General features: G+C 32.4%; 16 protein-coding genes. 6 read left to right on the plus strand and 10 right to left on the minus strand.

Features of this window, described 5'->3' with window-relative positions:
• Positions 1–270 precede the first annotated feature (270 nt).
• The 5 genes from HM985_RS01645 to HM985_RS01665 all read left to right on the plus strand — a co-directional run bounded on the left by HM985_RS01645 (position 271) and on the right by HM985_RS01665 (position 7025).
• Positions 271–3690 carry a T9SS type A sorting domain-containing protein gene (locus HM985_RS01645; RefSeq protein WP_179374562.1) on the plus strand — a complete coding sequence of 1140 codons (3420 nt, stop codon included), beginning with the start codon at positions 271–273 and terminating at the stop codon, positions 3688–3690.
• A 133-nt stretch (positions 3691–3823) separates the two neighbouring features.
• Entirely contained in the window at positions 3824–3985 is a 162-nt protein-coding gene (locus tag HM985_RS01650; protein ID WP_179312782.1) for a hypothetical protein, read from the plus strand.
• A gap of 18 nt (positions 3986–4003) precedes the next feature.
• The gene (locus tag HM985_RS01655; RefSeq protein ID WP_179374563.1) at positions 4004–5131 is read left to right on the plus strand and encodes a hypothetical protein; all 1128 of its coding nucleotides are present in this window, start codon (positions 4004–4006) and stop codon (positions 5129–5131) included.
• A gap of 42 nt (positions 5132–5173) precedes the next feature.
• Positions 5174–6202: a nucleotidyltransferase family protein gene (locus HM985_RS01660; RefSeq protein WP_179374564.1), complete on the plus strand. Its 1029-nt coding sequence runs from the start codon at positions 5174–5176 to the stop codon at positions 6200–6202.
• A 238-nt stretch (positions 6203–6440) separates the two neighbouring features.
• On the plus strand, positions 6441–7025 hold the full coding sequence (locus HM985_RS01665; protein WP_179374565.1) for a hypothetical protein: 585 nt from the start codon (positions 6441–6443) through the stop codon (positions 7023–7025).
• 109 nt (positions 7026–7134) lie between these two features.
• Here the strand turns inward: HM985_RS01665 and HM985_RS01670 are convergent, their stop codons facing one another.
• The 10 genes from HM985_RS01670 to HM985_RS01715 all read right to left on the minus strand — a co-directional run bounded on the left by HM985_RS01670 (position 7135) and on the right by HM985_RS01715 (position 19927).
• Positions 7135–7992 (minus strand): zinc-dependent peptidase, encoded by an 858-nt coding sequence (locus HM985_RS01670; RefSeq protein WP_179374566.1) that lies wholly within the window; start codon positions 7990–7992, stop codon positions 7135–7137.
• 118 nt (positions 7993–8110) lie between these two features.
• The gene (locus HM985_RS01675) at positions 8111–9415 is read right to left on the minus strand and encodes a Glu/Leu/Phe/Val family dehydrogenase (RefSeq protein WP_179374567.1); all 1305 of its coding nucleotides are present in this window, start codon (positions 9413–9415) and stop codon (positions 8111–8113) included.
• 227 nt (positions 9416–9642) lie between these two features.
• Entirely contained in the window at positions 9643–10743 is a 1101-nt protein-coding gene (locus HM985_RS01680; protein ID WP_179374568.1) for a mechanosensitive ion channel family protein, read from the minus strand.
• A gap of 203 nt (positions 10744–10946) precedes the next feature.
• Complete coding sequence (locus HM985_RS01685; protein WP_179374569.1) at positions 10947–11513, minus strand: TetR/AcrR family transcriptional regulator; 567 nt, start codon at positions 11511–11513, stop codon at positions 10947–10949.
• A gap of 50 nt (positions 11514–11563) precedes the next feature.
• Positions 11564–12982: an efflux transporter outer membrane subunit gene (locus tag HM985_RS01690; RefSeq protein ID WP_179374570.1), complete on the minus strand. Its 1419-nt coding sequence runs from the start codon at positions 12980–12982 to the stop codon at positions 11564–11566.
• A gap of 4 nt (positions 12983–12986) precedes the next feature.
• Positions 12987–16124, minus strand: a complete 3138-nt coding sequence (locus HM985_RS01695; RefSeq protein WP_179374571.1) for an efflux RND transporter permease subunit — start codon at positions 16122–16124, stop codon at positions 12987–12989.
• A 22-nt stretch (positions 16125–16146) separates the two neighbouring features.
• The gene (locus HM985_RS01700) at positions 16147–17280 is read right to left on the minus strand and encodes an efflux RND transporter periplasmic adaptor subunit (RefSeq protein ID WP_179312774.1); all 1134 of its coding nucleotides are present in this window, start codon (positions 17278–17280) and stop codon (positions 16147–16149) included.
• A 12-nt stretch (positions 17281–17292) separates the two neighbouring features.
• On the minus strand, positions 17293–17796 hold the full coding sequence (locus HM985_RS01705; RefSeq protein ID WP_173587183.1) for a GbsR/MarR family transcriptional regulator: 504 nt from the start codon (positions 17794–17796) through the stop codon (positions 17293–17295).
• 186 nt (positions 17797–17982) lie between these two features.
• The gene (nhaA, locus tag HM985_RS01710) at positions 17983–19296 is read right to left on the minus strand and encodes a Na+/H+ antiporter NhaA (protein WP_179374572.1); all 1314 of its coding nucleotides are present in this window, start codon (positions 19294–19296) and stop codon (positions 17983–17985) included.
• A gap of 199 nt (positions 19297–19495) precedes the next feature.
• On the minus strand, positions 19496–19927 hold the full coding sequence (locus HM985_RS01715; protein WP_179374573.1) for a DoxX family protein: 432 nt from the start codon (positions 19925–19927) through the stop codon (positions 19496–19498).
• A 393-nt stretch (positions 19928–20320) separates the two neighbouring features.
• Here HM985_RS01715 and HM985_RS01720 point away from each other — a divergent pair, with 393 nt between their 5' ends.
• Positions 20321–21910, plus strand: coding sequence for an FMN-binding glutamate synthase family protein (locus HM985_RS01720; protein WP_179374574.1), 1590 nt, complete (start codon positions 20321–20323; stop codon positions 21908–21910).
• Positions 21911–22088 lie beyond the last annotated feature (178 nt).

The following is a 22088-nucleotide window of genomic DNA, read 5'->3' on the forward strand; positions in this document are numbered from 1 at the left end:
AAAAAAGAAAGTATACAGCTACAAAACCCATGGTTTTTAAAGAAACATCCTACAAGACCATAACTATCTAACAATAAATTACTTAAAACATTAATATTTATATCATTTATTACATATATTTGTATTTAAAAGTAAAGTTGAGCTATTAAAACACTCCCCCTGTTTGATATATTCAGCAACAATTTTTAATAACATTACCCCTATTCATACCTGAGAAATATTATTATGATTTCTCTTTTTATAATTTTCAACCCCAAACAAAGACCTACTATGAAAAACCTTTACCTTTTATTAATTGCATTATGTCTAAACAGTATAAGCTTTGCTCAAACCACTGCTGATGCTTGGATAAATGAAATACATTATGATAACTCTGGATCTGACATAGCAGAAGGTGTAGAAATTGTTATTGCTGATATCGCAACCTACCCTTTAGATAATTGGTCTATTGTTTTATACAATGGAAGTAATGGAGTATCCTACGGAACAATAAACTACAGCGAACTATCCACAGTAACAAGTAATGTTTCTGGTTTTACAATAGGATGGGAAGCTAAATCAGATATTCAAAACGGTGCCCCAGACGGATTAGCTCTCGTTTACGATGGAACTACAGTCGTACAATTCCTTTCTTATGAAGGTATCATTACAGCCACAGATGGAGCTGCTATCGGATTAACTTCCATTGACATAGGGGTACAAGAAACAAATACGAATGAAACACCGGCTGGAACATCGCTACAATTAATAGATACAGGACTTCAATATTCACATTTCTCATGGCAAGCTGATGTAACTGCTACGGCAGGTACTATAAACACAGGACAAACATTTCAACTTCCTTGCTATCCGTTACTCCAAGCATCAGACTATAACACTACCACACCTATTGGAACAACAACAGCCACTTTAAATTGGACTATAGGAGATGGAGATAATGTTTTAGTGGTGGTAAAAGAAGGGGCTGCGGTTGACACAGATCCTACATCAGGAACAAGCTATACAGGCAATACCATTTTCTCTTCAGGAGATCAAATAGGAACAGAAAATTATGTCGTATATAGCGGTGCTTCTGCTTCATCGGTAAACATAACGGGATTAAGTGAAGCTACAACTTACCATGTAGCTATTTACGAGTATAACATTACAGGCACTTGTTATAACCTTCGTGAATTAACGGGTAGTTTTACAACAAACTGTACAACACCTACAAATGTTTCAGCTCTAAATGCCATAGGTGGTGATACCACAATTGATTTAAATTGGACGAATCATGCTTGTTTTGATGAAATACTTATAGTTGCAAAAGCAACCACTGAAGTTACAGAAACACCTACAGGAGATGGATCGACCTACACCGCAAATGCTACTTTTGGTAGTGGAACGAACTTAGTACCTTTATCACCAATAGGCTTAGGAGAATATGTTGTTTACAAGGGTACTGAAACTTCAACAACTGTAACAGGGTTAACCAATGGCACTGTTTATCATTTTGAAGTCTTTACGCGTAAAGGTTCAACTTGGAGTGCTGGTGTTAGTACTAATGCGACACCAGATTCAGCAGCTTTGTCTAACAGCATTATGATTACCGAAATAATGATAAACCCTGACAATTCTTCTGATACACATGGAGAGTATTTTGAAGTCTACAACACTACTGATACTCCTATAGACATGAATGGATGGATAATATTAGATACCCATACAGATAACCACACTATAAACACGAGTGTCATTGTGCCAGCCCACGGCTTTGCTGTATTTGGACGAAATGCAACTACAACTGAAAACAGCAATGTAACCGTAAACTACCAATATAGTAATATTTCAATTGCAAATTTTGCTGATGAAATCATTTTACTCAATGCTAATAGAACAGGAATTGATCGCGTAGATTATGGTAGTGATGCAACTTGGCCAGACCCTACCACAGGTGGGACTGCAATGATATATACAGGTAGCGATATAGAAGATAATAATGAGGGCTCACTTTGGACGTTTGCGACAGTGTCTGAAGGTATTGATGTAGATTTCGGATCTCCGGGTAGTAATGGTACTGACCAAATAGTAGCTTATTTAGTATTTGTAAATGACGCATGGAATACAACACCATCTGGATTAACATCTACAAGAACTGGGCTCATTAAAAGTAATGAAAACACAAGTTTCACTTTAATTAGCGCCTATCTTTTAGACGAACTCTATATTGAAGAAGGGGCCAGTTTAACTATAGAAGAAAATGCAACACTAAAATTAAATAAATTAATCTTAGAATCGACCTCAAACTCTTATTCGAGTTTAATATTAGATGGTGTATTATTAGAACTTGATGGGACCTTATTAAGTAATGTTGCATATGAGCGTTTCGTAAACTCTAATACTTTAGGAAATGACCTAATATCAACACCGCTATTTGGTCAAACTTGGTCAGATTTTTTAAGCTCAGGTACCAATGCTGATGATTTATTCGACAATGGCGCAACAGCACCAACAACTTATGCATTTGCACCTTTTGACAAAGCAGCCGATGATTATGTCAACTACAACTCAGACACTTCTTTAACCATAGAAAGTGGAAAAGGCTTCAGGGCTGCTACAGATAGTGGTACAACATTAACCTTTACAGGTAGTGTTTTAAATACCGATGTTACAATGAATATTGAATACACTGGCGCAGTTCACCCTGACTGGAATTTAATAGGAAACCCATATCCTTCTTATATAAACATAGATAACTTTTTAAACTATGAAATTAGTGGAGGAATAAAAAACATAGATCTTTTAGAAGATGCTTCTGGAGTCTATGGTTATGATGGAGATGCAGCTGATGGGTATAATATTATCACCTTAGCAAATTCAGCAGGGCAATTAATGACTCCTGGGCAAGGCTTTTTAATTGCTGCAGATCTTAATGATGTTGCTAGTTATGATATTACATTTACGCCAAGTATGAGAACTACGGGAAACTCGGATGACTTCATACTAGGCCGTAATGCAAATCCATTAACCTTTTTAAAGCTTAATGCTAGCACCAGTAGCAAATCATACAGTACTGAGTTTTATTTCAACGCAAATTCTACTCAAGGCTTAGATCCTGGGTACGATGGTAAAGTATTGGGAAATGTAGGTTCTAGTTTTGCATTATATTCGCATTTGGCTCAAGATAACACAGGTATACCTATGGCACTTCAATCCTTAAACTCAACAGATTTAACCAATGTTACAATTCCTCTTGGCGTGAATACAAACCAAGGAGAACAATTAGTATTTAGCATTGCAGAGTCTACGCTACCAAATACTGTTAATGTGTACTTAGAAGATAACGTAGCTAACGTTTCTACTCTATTAAACACTAGCGATTATATAATAACACCTAGCTCTAATTTATTAGGTACAGGAAGGTTTTACCTGCGTTTTACAGAGAGTGTATTATCTACTATAGACAACTCTTTAAATGAATTGAGTATCTACACTAATAAAGCGGATGAGACTATTCTTATAGAAGGGCAATTATCAGAGCAAACTAATGTTTCAATTTACGATATTCAGGGGAGATTAGTTTTAACCTCTACATTAGAAATAGCACAAGGATCTCAGGCTATTAATGTTAATTCCTTAAGTCAAGGGATTTACATTATACAGTTACAAAATACATATCAAAAGAAAACACAAAAAATAATTATCAATTAACAAAACATTATTGAACTCATTTTAGGACCTTAAACATTGACTAAAATGAGTTCTTTATTTAAACCTTTTAATAATTTAGTCAAATAATTAAATTATTTTGCTATTTTTGAACCGAAAATCTAGGTCTAGAACCATGAAAAAAGAAAACAATACAGATAAAATCACACGTAAGGAAGCCATTTCAAAAATGGGGAAATATGCAGCATTAACAGCCGTAGGAACCTTTGTGATTTTAAACCCACTGAAAGCACAAACATCTTCTGCACCAAATCCTGGAGGAGATCCTTTTTCTTAATAAGTTATACTTTCTATTTTGAATACAGCATTAGCACCGGTAGAACAACTACTTATAGGTGATTTTTGGGTATTGTGGTATGCCAAATCGAATACTTACAGCATTGTCAATACTGAATTTAAACTGCTCTTAGATGAATATTTAGTTTCTGAATCTAAAACTCAATTCTTAAATTCCCTTTATTTTGAAGAGGATAAAGAACTTCAAAATAAAATTGTAGAAAACTTATTTAGCTATCTGCAAAACTGTAATAGTCCATACAGCAAATCTACAACGTCAACCTCAACAGACTTAGACAAAAGACAACGTTACATTTCAAAACAATACAATTTTGAACACAAAATCGTTCAAGTGAACTACTGCTCAGAATTGGTTTTAAAAACCATCCACCCTTCAATTGCACATTACTGTAATATCTCAAAATCTAAAGTTGATGTATTATTTGATGTTTACTTAAAAGAGAATCATCTACACCTTTTTAAAAATGAGGAATTAATTTCTTATGTTCCTAAAAAGGACTATCATTATATCCAAGGTAAATTTATCATGCAATTACTTTGTGAACTTCATAACAAAACCGAAAAAGATTGGATAGGTTCGTTACATGGATCTACAATTACAGACGAAAACAATGCAATACTATTTGTTGGAAAATCTGGAAAAGGAAAAAGTACCTTGTGTGCTTTGCTAGCTAATACGGATTTAAAACTCTTAGCTGATGATGTTTCCCCCTTACTTTCTAAAGATCAACACATCTACTATAATCCATCTGCAATATCCATTAAACAAGGTGCTTTTAAGCTATTAGAACCTTTAGTTAATAACTTTAATAAGTTACCAATTGTAGATTTTAATAAAACAAAAGGAAACTTAAAATATTTACCTTGCACAAAACCGAAACAAAATCATTACCCTTGCCGTGCCATTATTTTAGTAAATTATAAACCAGAATCTAAAACATTATTAGAACCAATTTCTATAAAGACAATTCTAGAAACCATAATTGAAGATTCATGGCTGTCACCAAAACCAAAACATGCCGAACAATTTCTAAGTTGGCTAAAGAACATGAAACTATATCAATTAACGTATAGTGATACAACTTGTGTAACCAAAGAAGTCTCAAATTTATTTAAAGAACTTTAAAATAATTTTTAATAGTCTACCTTAGTGTCGAGATATCAATCTATGACTAATTCAGCGTTAACAATTCACTATATTGCAGATATTCTAAGTTTTAAGACTTTAACAAAAACATTAGAAGAAATGCTAAGTAACCCTTCTTTTGATTGGGAGGTCATAGTTGTTCAAGGTAGTAAACACTTAGTTCTGCCTGCGCTGTATTGTAGGTTGAAGGAAAGAAATCTTCTTCATACTTTACCCACGGATTTAGTTGACTATTTAAAAGAAATAACGAACATTAATAGAGCCCGAAATGTAAGAATACTAAATCAAGTTCGCAGCATATCTAAAATTTTAAACGCTAACAATATTAACCATGTATTTTTAAAAGGAACAGCCCTTTTAGCTTTAGGCTGTTATAAAGATAATGCAGAACGCATGGTTGGTGATATCGATATTTTAATTGAAACATCTCAAGCCCAAGAGGCCTTTAACTTATTAAAGAACTCAGGTTACAATAAGACTTCAGGATTTGCTTATGACAAAAAGGATTTTAGACACCTCGACCGTTTAATTTCGGAAGAGGAACTCGCTGCTATTGAGCTACACACCGGGTTATTAAATAAAAAAAACTGGGCATTAATAGATATACCAGGCTTTATTCAAAATAAAAGAATTGTAAATAACATCGCTATACCCAATAAAGAAAGCTTAATAAAACACCTTATACTAAGTTGGCAATTAAATGATCATGGACATTATTATAATGCGGTAAGCCTAAAATCTATTTATGACCTAATTTCAATAAAAACCCATGAAGAACAAGTGCTATTGGATAACTTGCTAAAATTAAAATATGCTAAATCCTACTTAGAGCTTGCTAAATTTTATTTTACAGAATTCCAAAACATAGAATCTAATAATTATATGGTGTTTAGAAAATTGATGTATGATCTTAAAACCTCTTATAAGCCAATAACTATATTAATAAATCTCACCCTATATTGTATCCAGTATTTAGGAGAACGAATATTTCTAATTTGTACAAACAAAAGCTATACCATTCATATCCTAAAAAAAGCTTTCAAAAATTAAACCCACAGGATTAAAAAAGATTATTAAATCGGCTATAATACACCATCTATTATTCAAATATTTAACTCTAACACAAGCACATTACAAACACCTTAAATAACAGGAAAAAAGACAGTTATACTCAATTTAGTATAATTCTAAGCTTCTTTTATTTTTTTTTAAGTATTATTACAATAAGTTTACGGCTATATTTGTTTTATAATCCTTAAAGACTACCTTTGGACAAAATTTTTTTAGTATGAAAAAAATCATTTTACTAATATTACTCATATCGTTTAGTTTATCATCTTTTGCTCAGAGATATAGATCTTATGAAGATTGGACTTTAAGTTTTGGTGTTGATGCTATAAATAACTTAGCATCGCGCTCGCCTTTTGAAAAACCTGGAGATTGGAATTTCGGAACGCCTATTTCAGCAGCAATTGAATACAGTTGGATTGAAAATTTTGCAATAGAACAATCGATTACGATTAATAGTTTTACTGGTGATCCTAATATCGATAATATATTTCCTGAAAAAGATTACAATTATCTATCATTAGATACCCATGCTAAATATTATTTTAAAGAACTTATTTTTGGTCGCGGTAGAAACATGAGTTGGTTTAACATATACGCTGATGCGGGTTTAGGTTACTTTCATATTGATAAAGGTAATGTATCGGCAAATATTGGAGCTGGTGTTTTATTTTGGCTAGACAGAAACCAAACAATTGGAATTAGAGCACAAACAATTGCTAAATTTACAGGATTTAGCACTTCTGAAGTTGGTTACGACAATAATCATTATCAATACCACTTACAAGCCGTAATAAGATTATAAGTTTATAATTATATATATAAAAAGAGGTTCACAAATGTGAACCTCTTTTTTTTTACAATACAATGTAATATGCCCTTTTAAAAGTTATAGAACAACTAAATAAACTGTTCTAATAACCTGCAAACTTAAAATTAAGCATGTGTTTCATTTGTTTATATAACTCTGGAAATTGTGCTTTAAATTGTGACGGTGTCTCGATAAAGTTTTCAAGCAAAACCGCAAAAAATTCGTACTGATTAGTGTATGCATATGTTCTAAAATATTTTGAGGCAATTAAGCGTTGTCTAACCTCTTTATTGTGCTGCAAATATTGAGTTAACTTTTTAAATCCTTTATTAAAAATTAAACTACTAATATCATTACTTTTCGAAGCACTAAGGTGAATGGCATGTCCAAATTCATGAATTCCGAGATTTAGGTTATCATCTCCAATTTTATAACCATGTTCAAAATCTTCCCAAGAGAATACGATGGCTTTATACTGCGGATTCATTTCCCCTTTATGGTAGGTATTATGACTTGTAGAATAATAGACTTTTGGATATATAATTACAGTTTCAATAAGATTTAAAAGATATTTCTTAAAACCAAACGTTAGCATTATAGCAGTCGCTGCAATAGTAACTCGCATCTGTTCTGTTACTTCTAATTCATTATGGCCAACAAATTCTTTCTCTTTTATAAATGTAGCGACTCTATGCTCAAAATACTGTTTATTTTTATCATCTAATTGTCGATAAAATATGCTTTCTTGTTTTAAAATAGCACATTGTTGGAGTGTTAATTTATTTCGATTAAAATAGATATGAGTAAAAACTGGTTTATTAAATAATGAGGCATAATAAAACTGAAAAATTAAAGCAAGACGATATAAGATAAAGAGCGCAATTATAAAAATCCCAATAGGAACTACATAATTAGAAATCATTTCTAATTCAAAAATCTCTTGCTCTGTTTTTAACTCCATATTATTTAAATCACTTAGTTGTAAAACTAAACAAATAATTCAGTGCAAAAAAATACCGCTCAACTTAGATGTTGAACGGTATTTATATAAATTTAAAGGCATTAAATGAGCCGAATGATTAAGGAAAAATACCACGTTGAATATATGCTTTTTCAATACGCTGAATCGCGATACAAAAAGCTGCTGTTCTAAAGTCAACGTTTTCATTTTCTGAATACGTATAAACTTTATCGAATGAACCCTTTAATTTTTTACGTAGCTTGTCTAAGACCTCTTCTAAATGCCAAATCTCACCACTTCGGTTTTGTAGCCATTCAAAATAACTTCCAATTACACCACCAGAATTACAAAGGATATCTGGAATAATAACCACACCTCTATCTAACAATATTTTTTCACCTTCAACATTTGTTGGTCCGTTAGCTCCTTCTGCGATTATCTTCGCTTTTATATGCGGTGCATTTTCTTTTGTAATTTGATTTCCTAATGCTGCAGGAATACAAATATCACAATCAATTGAAAAGAATTCATTTTTAGCTACCAATTGAGATTTAGGAAAATCCATAACCGTACCCCCCTTCTCTTGCGTGTAATTAAAAAGACTTTCTACATCAATACCATCTTGATTTTCGATACTACCTTTTGCATCTTGAACGCCTACTAATTTTGCGCCATCTTGTTCTAAGAAAACAGAAGCCCAATAGCCCACATTACCAAAGCCCTGAACAATAAATCGTTTACCATTTAAGTCCATATTATTTTTATCAGCCCAAAACTTAATGGTTAAATAAACACCAAAGCCTGTAGCTCTATCACGTCCTTCTAGTCCACCACTACCATCGGGCTTACCCGTTACGACATGTTGATTTGCACTACGTTGCGCAGGCGGCCTTGTACTCATATAAGTATCAGCAATCCATGCCATAGTTTGGCTATTGGTGTTAACATCTGGTGCAGGTATGTCATGTTCTGGACCAATATTATCTGCTAGAGCAAACGTAAAACGTCTTGTGATACGCTCTAATTCTGATTGCGAATACAGTGAAGGATCTATTTTAATCCCTCCTTTGGCACCACCATAGGGTAAGCCTGCTAAAGAAGTTTTCCAGGTCATCCACATAGCTAATGCTCTTGCGGCATCTAAATCTACAGTAGCATGGTAACGAAGACCACCTTTATAAGGTCCTAAAGCTCCATTATGCTGAACACGATACCCCGTAAAGACTTCCACATTACCGTTGTCCATTTTTACAGGAAAGTTTACTAAAATCTCATTATTAGTGATACTTAATATTTTCCTGATATTGGGATGTAAATCAATATGATCTGCAGCACTGTTAAACTGTTCCATGACGTTATCCATCATTCCTTTTAAAGGCACAGCTTTCTTTTTATTCTTTAACTCTATTTTTGAATTTTCCATTTATGCGTATCTTATTTTTAGAATTACATATAATTATCGCGCAAAAATAACAAATTCCTAAATAACAAGTCTTTTTTTAACAAATAAGTAATTTATATTTTCATGAGTCGATTATAGTTACTAAAAATGAAAGCTTCTAAGGCTCCATATATTGAAAGAACTAGCAAATAAAGGCTTTAAAGATGCTTTAAAAACAAACGAAGTACTTAAGGTCATTTCATTTAAAACTATGCTTTATTTTCCGAATGCTTTTCATTTGCCATGTAAATCGTTCGGGTAGGAAATGCGAGTCCTATTCCTTCACTATCAAAACGCTTTTTAGCACTTTCATAAACATCACATTTTAGGGTAAACGAATTACCAAAACTTGATGACCAAGCCCAAGCCCTAATCGTTATTGAAGAATCATTAAATTTAGTTAAAGCAGTTTTAACAATAGGTTTACCATCTGACTTATCTAATGCTGTTCTATTATCATAAATTAAAGGGTGATTTTCACATTCTTGTTGAAGAATCTTTTTAGCCAAAGTAATATCACTATCGTAAGTAATGCCCATTTCTATATGTTCGCAACACTTCAGCTCTCCTAAATCATAGTTAATTAACTTCTCTTTATTAATTACAGCATTAGGAATGACAATCATTTTGTTTTCAAAATTTCTAATGACTGTATGACGTAATGTAATATCGGTAACTGTACCAACCATAGTATCTGTTATCTTAATAACATCACCTATTTTAAAAGGTTTAAACGAGACTATAAAAATACCACCCACCAAATTAGATAACGCTTCTTGTGAAGCAACACCTGCAATAAGAGCTAAAACACCTGCACCGCCTAACGCTGTTTGGGCAACTCCTTTTAAAGAAGGAAAAGCCATTAAAACAAAAAGCAGGCCAATGAAACAAATAGCAAAAACAGAAATATACCTAAGAAATTTGTAGGTTGTAGGATCAAAGTCGTGTGTTACTTTTTCTGAAATACGATGTTTAAACCATAAATTACAAAGCGTAGCAGATATTATAGTGACCACTGTAACAATACCAATGTAACTGGCTAATTTAAAATAACCTAATAAAACCTCATCCTTATCTCGATCTACAAAAATAGCACTCAACGCAATAATACCTAATACCAACCACAAAAGATTAAGCGTCAGTTTCACCATTTTCATAGATCTTACTGGCGATTCAGGTAAACGATTAGATTCTTTTTTAATCAACCACTTAACAATAAACTTTGTGAGAAGTCGAAGAATGATCACTGACGAAATTACTATCGCTACATATATTATAAGCGGTTTATAAGCTTCTATAAATTCTGTCATATATTATATTAGTTAAGAAGTCTGTACATATTAAAACAATTTACAAACACATTAATTGAACTACTAAATTATACAAAGTACTATTAATAGTCCTCAATAAATGTATCAATAAAAATAACGTTTATTAAAAAATAATATTCACAACTTAATGCATAAAAAATGCTGTTATTAGAAATAACAGCATTTATAAACTTCAGTAACTATTAAAGTAAACTTTTATCTTTTAGAATGCCATTTAGATTATAAACGACAATATGATCTACGATTTGAGTTATAGTATATTCACTAAAAATAGCATCATTAAGAAGTAACACATCTATTTTGTAAATGTTTAGCAAACAAAACAATTTAAGATCTACTTCTGGTTTAATATCCCCTAACTTTTGAGCCTCTTTTAACAAATCTAAAATAATTGTAAAGGTGATATAATCGCGCTCTACTTCATATTTTTTATAAACTTTTGGATAGTATTTTTTTAGTTCTAAATAAAACGTTCTAGAATTCGCCGATAATTGACGAATTCCGTAACGATACATTAAAATGATTTTCTTTAATGGTAAAATATCTCGTTTCAAAATTTGATCAAAAACAGAATGATGTAGCTTAAAAATTGAGTCAACACTCTGCTCAACTAAATCACCTTTACTTTTATAATGCACATACAATGTTTTTTTAGAAATACCTAAATGATGACTGATATCATCCATGGTAATCCTTTTTACACCATAATTTCTAAAAACAGGAATAATAGTATTTAACATATCTTCCATAACATAGAGCACTTTAAACTGCTTTTATTTTTTTAACGATAAAACCATTTTTATTTCCAACCACCACCTAGTGCTTCATATAAATCTACAATAGAAACCAATTGTTGTAATTGACTATCTATGATATTAAGTTCTGCACTTAAGGCACTCTGTCTTGCCGTTAATAGATCTAAATAATTCGCATAACCATTTTTAAGTAATTCTTCAGAATTTGTTTCTGCAGTTCTTAAGGCTTCAACTTCATTCTTTCTAAATTCAAATTTTTTCGTTTCTGATTCATATGAGAATAATGCATTAGAAACTTCACTACCTGCAACCAATAAGGTCTTCTTAAAATTCAATAATGAACTTTCTTGATTTGCTAACGCGACTTCCTTTTGAGTTTTTAACTTTCTTTGATTTAATAGAGGTTGCGTTAACCCACCAACTACTGTTGCAAATAAAGAATTCACATTAAATAAATTATCCAATTCTAAACTTTGCAAACCACCTGAAGCTGTTAAAGTTAATGAAGGATAAAAATTACTATTAGCAACATTAGTTAATTCAAAGTTTTTAATCAAAGCATATTCTGCAGCCATAACATCTGGCCTGTTTCTTAATAGCGTCGCAGGAACTCCTAGTTTTATCTCTTGATCTATTTTTTGAGTTTCTAAAGCACTCCTTTCAAAATCCTGAGGTGATTTTCCTAATAAAATACTTAATGTATTTTCTGCTTTAAAAATAGCCGTCTCAATATCTACTTGTAGTGCTCTAGCACTATTGTATTGTGCGATATTTTGATCTACAGCGACCTGAGTAACCTGACCAGCATCCTTTAAAGCTTTAATAGTTTCTACACCACTCTCCCTCGTCTCAATCGTTTGTTTCGTAACTTCTAATTGCGCGTCTAAAGCCAATAAATTATAATAGGTATTGGCAATACTAGAGATTAATTGTGTTTTCACAGCTTGATGACCTGCTACATTTTGCAAATAATCGGCTTGAGAAGCTCTTTTACCACTTCTTATTTTCCCCCAAATATCGGCTTCCCAAGATAAATCTGCTGTAACGTCATAACTATCTAATCCTCCACTAAAAATAGAACCAAATTGACTATTTTCTGAAAACTCTTGACGTGTATAATTAGGTCCTACACTTAAGGTAGGCATATAACCTGCCTTACCTTGTTTTGCGTAAGCTTCTGCTGCTATCATTTGTTGAATAGCGATACGAATATCCATATTATTTTGCAGACCTTCTTCTATGTATTGTTGAAGGTATTGATCTGTAAATAAGTCTTTCCAAGATACATCGGCGATAGAAATGCTATCTATCGGAAGATTCTCTGTTCTATAAAGTGCTTCAGTTTCGATATCTAATTCTGGCCTAGCATAATCTTTTGCGACAAAGCAACTTTGAAAAGTTAGTCCAACAACGAGAATTATAGCTCCTCTATTAAAATTTCTATGTTTTATAATTGATTTCATCATTTTATTCTTCAATAGTTTGTATTGCTGGCTTACTAGAAATTTTTTCTTGTAACCACTGAAATAATATAAATAAGATTGGAATTACAAAAACCCCGATAATAGTACCTATTAATAATCCTCCAACAGCACCAGTTCCTATAGATTTATTTCCTTCTGACCCTACACCTTGTGCTAAAACCAATGGCATTAATCCTAAAATAAAGGCAAAAGAGGTCATTAAAATTGGACGTAAACGCGACTTAGCTCCTGTGATGGCTGAGTCTACAATACTGTCGCCTGCTTTTCGCCTTTGCAAGGCAAACTCTACAATAAGAATCGCATTTTTAGCTAATAAACCAATCAGCATTATTAAAGCAATTTGGAAATAAATATTGTTTTCTAACCCTAAGAATTTTGTACTGATATAAGCACCAAACACCCCAAACGGTAAGGATAACACCACTGCAAATGGTAATAAATAACTTTCGTATTGCGCACTTAATAAAAAGTATACAAATACAATACTTAAGATAAATATAAATGTAGTTTGGTTACCTGCACTTACCTCTTCTCGTGTTAAACCTGAATAAGCAACTGTATAATTACTTGGTAATTTAGCAACTTCTTCTTCAATAACTCTAATGGCATCACCGGTACTAAACCCATCATTGGTTGCACCTGTAATACTTGTAGAATTTAATAAGTTAAAACGTGTTACAGATTGCGGCCCGTAAACTCTTTTTAAATTTACAAACTGCGTAATTGGTGTCATTTCTCCAGTATCTGTTCTTACATACATACTATTTAATGCACTTTCATCTGCTCTGTCTTCTGGTAAAGCTTGAATATAGACTCTAAACTGTTTTCCGAATTTAGAAAAATCTGATGCATAAATTCCACCGATATAACCTTGTAAAGTTGAAAAGATACTTGTTACTGAAACTCCTTTTTCTTTAGCTAAAGGCACATTAACTTCCATTTCGTATTGCGGATAGCTTGTTTTGAAAGAAGACTGTGCGTACTTAATTTCTGGGTGACTCATTAAAGCCATAGAGAAATCTTTATTCGCTTTATCTAAATCTGAAAATTCACCCCCAAATTTATCTAATAAATTCACCTCAAAACCAGCCGAATTACCAAACCCACGTATACTTGGTGGCGAAAAGAAAATAATATTAGCTTCAGGAACACTTGCTGCTAAACCAAACAATTTTCCAGTAATTGCTGTTGAAGAAAGAGAAGCATCTTCACGCTCACCCCAATCTTCTAATTTAATAATACCCATGCCGTAGTTAGACCCAGTACCATTAATTAAACTTCGTCCTTTAATGAAGTTTACACCAACAATACCTTCCATACCTTCAATTTTAGAATATAATTTTCTTGCTACAGCATCTGTTCTATCTAAAGAAGCACCTGCTGGCAATTCTATATTCGCAAAAATGATACCTCTATCTTCATTAGGTACAAATCCTGTAGGCGTTGTATTTGCAGCCCAATAAATACCTACGACAGCAATAATTAATAGTATTGCTGAAATAAATTTTCTCTTGTATAAAAAGTGTAATGATCTACCATATCTCTCAACAGTAGCATTAAAACCACGATTAAATAAAGCGTAAAAACGTTTTAAAGGACTTTTTCCTTTAATCGCTTCATCATCTTTATGAGGTTTTAATAACAATGCACACAACGCCGGACTTAATGTTAAGGCGTTTACTGCAGATATTAAAATAGCAATAATTAAAGTCACACCAAACTGCTCGTAAAATACACCTGTTGGACCTGTTACAAAAGTTACTGGAATAAATACCGCTGCCATGACTAAAGTAATTGAGATAATGGCTCCAGAAATTTCATTCATTGCGGTTAAAGTTGCTTTTTTAGGATTCTTTTCGCCTTCATCTAATTTAGCATGAACCGCCTCTACAACAACTATGGCATCATCGACCACAATACCAATGGCGAGTACTAATGCGAATAACGTTAATAAGTTGATAGAGTATCCAAAAACATTCAAGAAAAAGAACGTACCGATAATAGAAACGGGTACAGCAATTGCCGGAATTAATGTAGAACGGAAATCTTGTAAAAAGATAAATACCACTAAGAACACTAATACAAAAGCTTCTAATAAGGTATGAATTACTTTTTCTATCGATGCATTTAAGAATAAACTTGTATCGTATGGTACAAAAACACCTAATCCCTCTGGTAAATCTTTTTCTACAGCAGATAAGGTTGTTTTTATGTTTTCAATAATCTCTTGTGCATTAGAACCTTTAGTTTGAAAAATCCCCATAAATACTGCTGGGTGGCCTAAACTCATCGCATTTGCAGCATAAGATTGTGCATCTAACTCTATAGTTGCAACATCTTTTAGTCTTAAAAACTCACCGTTTCCTAAGGCTTTAATTACAATATCACTGTATTGCGCTTCTTCCTTAAAACGCCCACTATAGGTTAAAGTATATGAAAACGATTCTCCATTATTCTGACCTAATGAACCCGCTGCTGCTTCTAAATTTTGTTCTGCTAAAGCAGTCGTAATATCTGAAGGAATTAAGTTATAAGCTGCTAATTTTTCTGGCTTTAACCAAATGCGCATGGCATAATCTTGTTGTGAGAATACACTAACATCACCTACACCACTAATACGTTGCATAGCAGGAATAACATTAATCTTTAAGTAATTCTGAATAAACGTAGCATCATAATCCTCACTTTCAGAATACATGGAAACAAACATTAAAGCACTAGTTTCTACTTTTTGCGTCGTAACACCGGTTTGCGTTACCTCTTGTGGTAATAATGGCGTAGCTCTTGCTACACGGTTTTGTACGTTTACGGCAGCAATATCAGCATCCATTTCTTGATCAAAATAAACGGTAATTTCTGCGGTCCCCGTATTTGATGCTGTAGAAGTAATGTATGTCATTCCTTCTACCCCATTAATTTGCTCTTCTATAGGAATGATAACACTCTCTAAAACAGTTTCGGCATTTGCACCCGTGTAACTTGCTGTTACTTTAATTGTAGGGGGCGCAATATCTGGATATTCCTCTATAGGTAACGTACCGATACTAATAGCACCAAGTAACACTATAATGATAGAGATTACTGTTGAAAGTACTGGCCTTTCAATAAATGTTTTTAACATAATAAAAATGTTTGGTGATTAATTAATTTCTAAATAAAGTTGCAATAGGCTTAATAGCTTCATCAAAAGGCTTATCTTGAGGACTAATAACCATTCCGGCTCTTAGCTTACCTACACCAGAAACTATTATTTTGTCTTTAGCAGTTACACCAGATTCTATAACGTACAAGTTATCTACAGTTGCTTTTACTTCTACTATCGAAGTTGTTACTTTATTCTCTTCTCCTAGTTTAAACACCATTACATTACCTTGTTGCTCATAAGTAGCATCTTGTGGCACCACAATAGCATTTTCGTAAACCAATGGTATTTGAATTTTACCACTATTACCATTCGTAACTAATTGATTAGGGTTATCAAAAACAGCTCTAAAACTTACCGTACCTGTACTTTGATTTATTTGACCAGAACTTGTTTCGATCTTACCTTTCTCTTCATAAGTACTACCATTAGCCAATATTAAATTTACAGGTGCAAAATTTGCAATCTTTTCTTTTACGTTTTTGCCTTCTGCATTTTGTAAAAAATCTAAATATTGTGTTTCATTTAAACTAAAAAAAGCATACACCTTACTAATATCGCTAACCGTTGTTAATGGTGTTGGATCACTTGGGCTAATTAAAGCACCTTCTCTAAAATTAATTTGACCAACATAGCCGTTAACAGGACTTTTAATCGTTGCATAACCAATATTTGCAGAAACACCGCTGTAATTCGCTTTTGCTTGTGCTAAGTTAGCTTTTGCTGTTTCTAATTGTACGGCACTAATAATGTTTTTTTCTACAAGCGGAATTAATTTATCGACCTCAACTTGCGCTACATTAATACGGGCTTTTGCTGCACCTGCATCTTGACTTAAAGACTGTGTTTCTAATCTAAATAACACTTGTCCTTTACGCACTTTTTCACCTTCATCTACTAATACACTCTTAACATACCCTGAAGTTTTTGCTCTAACATCACTGTTTACGATACCTTCAATAGTAGTTGGGTATTCTTGATAACCTGTAACTGTTTTAGTTTCTAATTGCGAAACAGGAATAGATGGTGGTGGTGCTTGTACTGCCGCAGCACCTTGTCCTTCTTTGTCGCCACAGCTTAAAACAAGGAAAAATACACCTAGTGCTAATATTGAGTATAAATTATTTTTTTTCATTTTTTTATATATTTAAAGGGTAAAATGGTTCGTTATTATTTTATTTTTTAATTCTTTAATTGATGTCGTTGCCCCATCTAAAAATTCGATGTAATCGTTATGAAAATTTAAGTCAAACTTTTCTTCATTATCAGCTTTTGCTTTTTCATTAATGGTTTCTTTATAACTTCTAATTTCTAAGTGCAATCCTTTAATATCATTCCATTCATCAACCATATTATCTATATGCTGAAGGATAGAGTCTTTATTTATAATAAAGTATTTTTTACGATCACCTGTTTTAGTGAAATAAACAATCTTATTTAAATCTTGAAGATGGTTTAAATGTGTAGAAATAGTACTCTTACTTGCACACAAAATTTTAACCATATCTTCAAAAGTCACTCCTTTTTTACCCGTTAATATTATAAAAGATAAAATGCGTGCCGCAACAGGAGCTAGTTGTTCTCTCGTTTCTAAATGAACCCCTAGTTTTTCAACTAAAGCCATTTTTTCTTTGCAGATATTTTGTTTCATTGTTTTTAAAATTTACTACTGTGAAATACAAATTTAATATCTCTCCACAGTAAACCGGTCGCAAAAATACCACTTAGTTCGGAAGTAACCGAACCAATCGAAGTTAAGTATTTGTTAAAAAGCATAAACACAAAAAAGCCTATATAATTTATATAGGCTTAAGACATTAAGATTTTAAAAATTTAATTAGACGGCTTCAATTACTTTTTTCTTAGAGGATAAATGCAGTATAACATAACCTATAATTGCTGAAATAAAGGAACCAATAAGAATACCGATTTTTGCAGAATCAATATACTCTGGTGTAGACTCAAAAGCTAAACTTGCAATAAATATGGCCATGGTAAAACCTATACCTGCTAAAAATGCAACACCTATAATTTGAATAAATTTAATATCACTTGGCACTTCTATAAGTTTAATCTTCTTAGCTAAAAAGACAATCAAGGTAATACCAATACCCTTACCTAAAATTAAACTCACAACAATATTAATGACTAGCATAGTGTCTAAACCTTCAGAACCACTAATTAATACTCCTGCGTTTGCGAGTGCAAAAATTGGTATTATAAAATAAGCCACCCAACCATGTAGACTATGTTCTAAATGCTGTAAAGGCGACTGAAATTTAGCAGACCAATCATCTAAATCATCAATTAGTTGAATCTGCTCTGTTGAAAGAATTGGTGCTTTAAGTACACTAGCTTTCTTAATTCTATTAAATACTCTTTCTAACTGCTCTAAAAATGTTGCAGTTTTAATCTTCTGCCTAATAGGTACAGAAAATGCTAATAAAATACCCGCTATAGTTGGGTGAAGCCCTGCTTTTAAAAACAAGAACCAAACAGCTATTCCGAAAAAGAACAATAGAAAACGAGAATAAATTCCTTTATAAGAAAGAAAATATAAAACAGCTAATAATGCTGCTGCGATTAATAATAAGGTGATTTTAATACTACCACTATAAAAAAGAGCAATAACCAACACTGCACCAATATCATCTACAATAGCAAAAGCTGTTAAAAAGATTTTAAGACTTAAAGGAACTCTATTCCCTAATACATTTAAAATCGCTAAAGAAAACGCGATATCAGTTGCCATAGGTATTCCCCAACCATGTGTTGTTTCAGGATTTTGATTAATAAGTAAAAAGAATAGAACAGGAACCACCATTCCGCCTATTGCCCCCACTAAAGGAAAAGCAATTTTTTTTGGTGTATTTAATTCACCTATTACTAACTCCCTTTTTATCTCTAATCCTATTAAAAAAAAGAATATTGCCATAAGGCCATCATTAATCCAAAGGATTAAAGGCTTCTTAAACTCAAAGTTTTCGGTTACAATACCGACATCATATTGCCACAAATCTCTATAGATATCACCAAAAGGAGAATTAGCCCAAACTAACGCAATAATTGTAGCAAACAATAGCAAAATACCACTGAAACTCTCAAATTGTACAAATTTTTGAAATGGTGTAAGAAATACTCTTTTTATCATATATTAATTTGTTGTATAAATCGTTAATTCCAAAGATAAGATATCAAAGGATTAAAATTAAATATTAACGATTCAATTTTTTTTAGCCAGATAGCTTATCTGGCCTTGTTGTATTTTACTTGATTCTTGTCAAGAATCATCTTATTTCATTACAAATATTAGAACACTATAAGTCTTTCAAATATTCGTTCTGATAATTCTAATATTTATATTTCACTTTTTTTCGCTTAACAAAAGTGTCTAAAGCATATTTACCTGGTCCTGTAAGTAACAAGGTGATGTAACCAACACCGTATAAAAGTCCTTTTTCCATAACACCAAAACCATCAGTAATATGAACACTAAATATAGCCACTAACATCGTAACAATAAGAGGCAATAAAGCCAAGCGTGTAAATAAACCTAACGCCAAAAGTATACTGCAGATAACTTCTGCAAAAACAGCCAGAGCTAATGATGCCAGCATTCCAATTCCAAATGGATCTGCAAATTTAATTTCTTCTCCACTAAAAAGTGAACTCCATTTTCCTAAACCATGACCAAAGCACATAGCAACACCTAAAAACACTCTTAGTATCAGAAGACCTAAATCTGTTAAATTATTTCTATTGTTACGGCTTAAAACGCTCATTTTAATTACTTGTTTTGAATTCGGCTAATAGACATTTTTCTAATTATTAAAGAAAATACCTTCTTTTAAAATAAAACTATCCGCTTTTTTTAAAGTCGTTACAACTTGCTAATATTAAAAGCGTATTAATATTATTATTTTCAGCAAAGATCTACAAATATATAGCTTGTTAAAATTAGATAAAACAACCAAAGATTAAAGTATTGTTAAAAAAACACCCATTATAATCTTTAAAGAAGTATTTCTCTGGATCTTCAGCATTGTCAAATTATAATTATAACTTCCAAATGTTAATAATTCCTGATTTTTTTTAACAAAAAACCACAAACTTTACAATTTTAATTTCTTATTCAAAAGGTAATCCTATCTTCGCGCTTCATTAAAAATAAACCTATGAAAGTACGTGAGTATTTTATAATAATTTCGATAGCGCTTACACTATCTCTGATTGCTATTGCGCAATTTTGGACACCTGCATTATGGTTTTTCATAATAATAGGACCTTTAATTATTTTGGGTATTTTTGATATTTTTCAAACTTCGCATACTATAAGACGAAACTTTCCTTTATTAGGACGGTTTAGGTATATTCTTGAGTCTATAAGACCAGAGATTATGCAGTATTTTGTTGAAACCGATACTGAAGGAAGACCACTTAACCGTATTTTAAGATCATTAATATACCGAAGAGCAAAAGGAGAAAATGATACAGAGCCTTTTGGTACACAAATGGATCTTTATCATTCTGGTTACGAATGGTTAGAGCACTCAATGTATGCTAAAACAAACCCAAAAGATATTGGCGAATTTCCTAGATTACTTATTGGGGGTAAAGATTGTAAACAGCCTTACTCTTCAAGTTTATTAAACATTTCAGCAATGAGTTTTGGTTCTTTAAGTAATAATGCTGTAATGGCTTTAAACAAAGGAGCTAAAATGGGTAATTTTGCTCACAATACAGGTGAAGGTGCTATAAGTGATTATCATTTAGAGCATGGTGGTGATTTAATATGGCAAATTGGTACGGGTTATTTTGGATGTAGACACGAAGACGGTACATTCAACGAAACTACATTTAGAAAAAATGCAATAAGACATGAGGTTAAGATGATAGAGATTAAATTATCTCAGGGTGCAAAACCTGGTCATGGTGGAATTTTACCTGCGTCTAAAAACACTGAAGAAATTGCAAAAATAAGACATGTACAACCAGGAGTTGCGGTACACTCACCTCCATCTCACTCTGCTTTCTCAGACCCCATACAATTTATGTATTTTATAAAAAACCTTAGAGAACTTTCTGATGGAAAGCCTGTAGGTTTTAAATTATGTTTAGGTAGAAAACAAGAATTCATGGATTTCTGTGAAGCTATGATTTTTACCGGAATTCTTCCTGATTTTATTACTGTAGATGGTGGTGAAGGAGGAACAGGTGCTGCACCTGTTGAGTTTTCTAACTCTATGGGAATGCCCTTAAGAGAAGGATTAATATTTGTACACGATACACTTGTTGGTTTTGGATTAAGAAAAGAAATTAAGGTTATCGTTGCTGGTAAAATAATTACAGGTTTCCATATGGCTAGAGCACTCGCTTTGGGTGCAGATGGTTGCAACAGTGCACGTGCAATGATGCTATCTATTGGTTGTATACAAGCCTTACAGTGTAATACAAACACATGCCCTGTAGGAGTCGCTACTCAAAATGCATCTTTAGTAAAAGGATTGGTTGTAGAAGATAAAGCGCCAAGAGCAAAACGATACCAAGAAGCAACAATTCATAGTTTTTTAGAGCTCGTTGCCGCAGCAGGACTAAATAGTCCGCAAGATTTAGAACGCGAACATATAAGTAAACGTGTCGGTTTATATGACGTAAAAACTTATGCTGAAATTTACCCTAATATAGAAGAAGGATCTTTATTAAATATTGATACAATACCTGAAGACTATAAAAAGTTTTTTCACTTAACACGTATCATGAAATAAAACACTGACTTAATTTATTAGCAATGCCTTCAGAAATGAAGGCATTTTTTATTCCAATTACTCAAAACATAGAACTAATTGTTATCTACTAACAAGGTTCGTTTACTTTTAATTATATTTAAGTTCTAAGGTTTCTTTTGAAACTAAAATCAGGTTTCAAATTGTATCTTTGTTACTC

The sequence above is a fragment of the Winogradskyella wichelsiae genome (genome assembly GCF_013403925.1).
Taxonomy (GTDB): Bacteria; Bacteroidota; Bacteroidia; order Flavobacteriales; family Flavobacteriaceae; genus Winogradskyella; species Winogradskyella wichelsiae.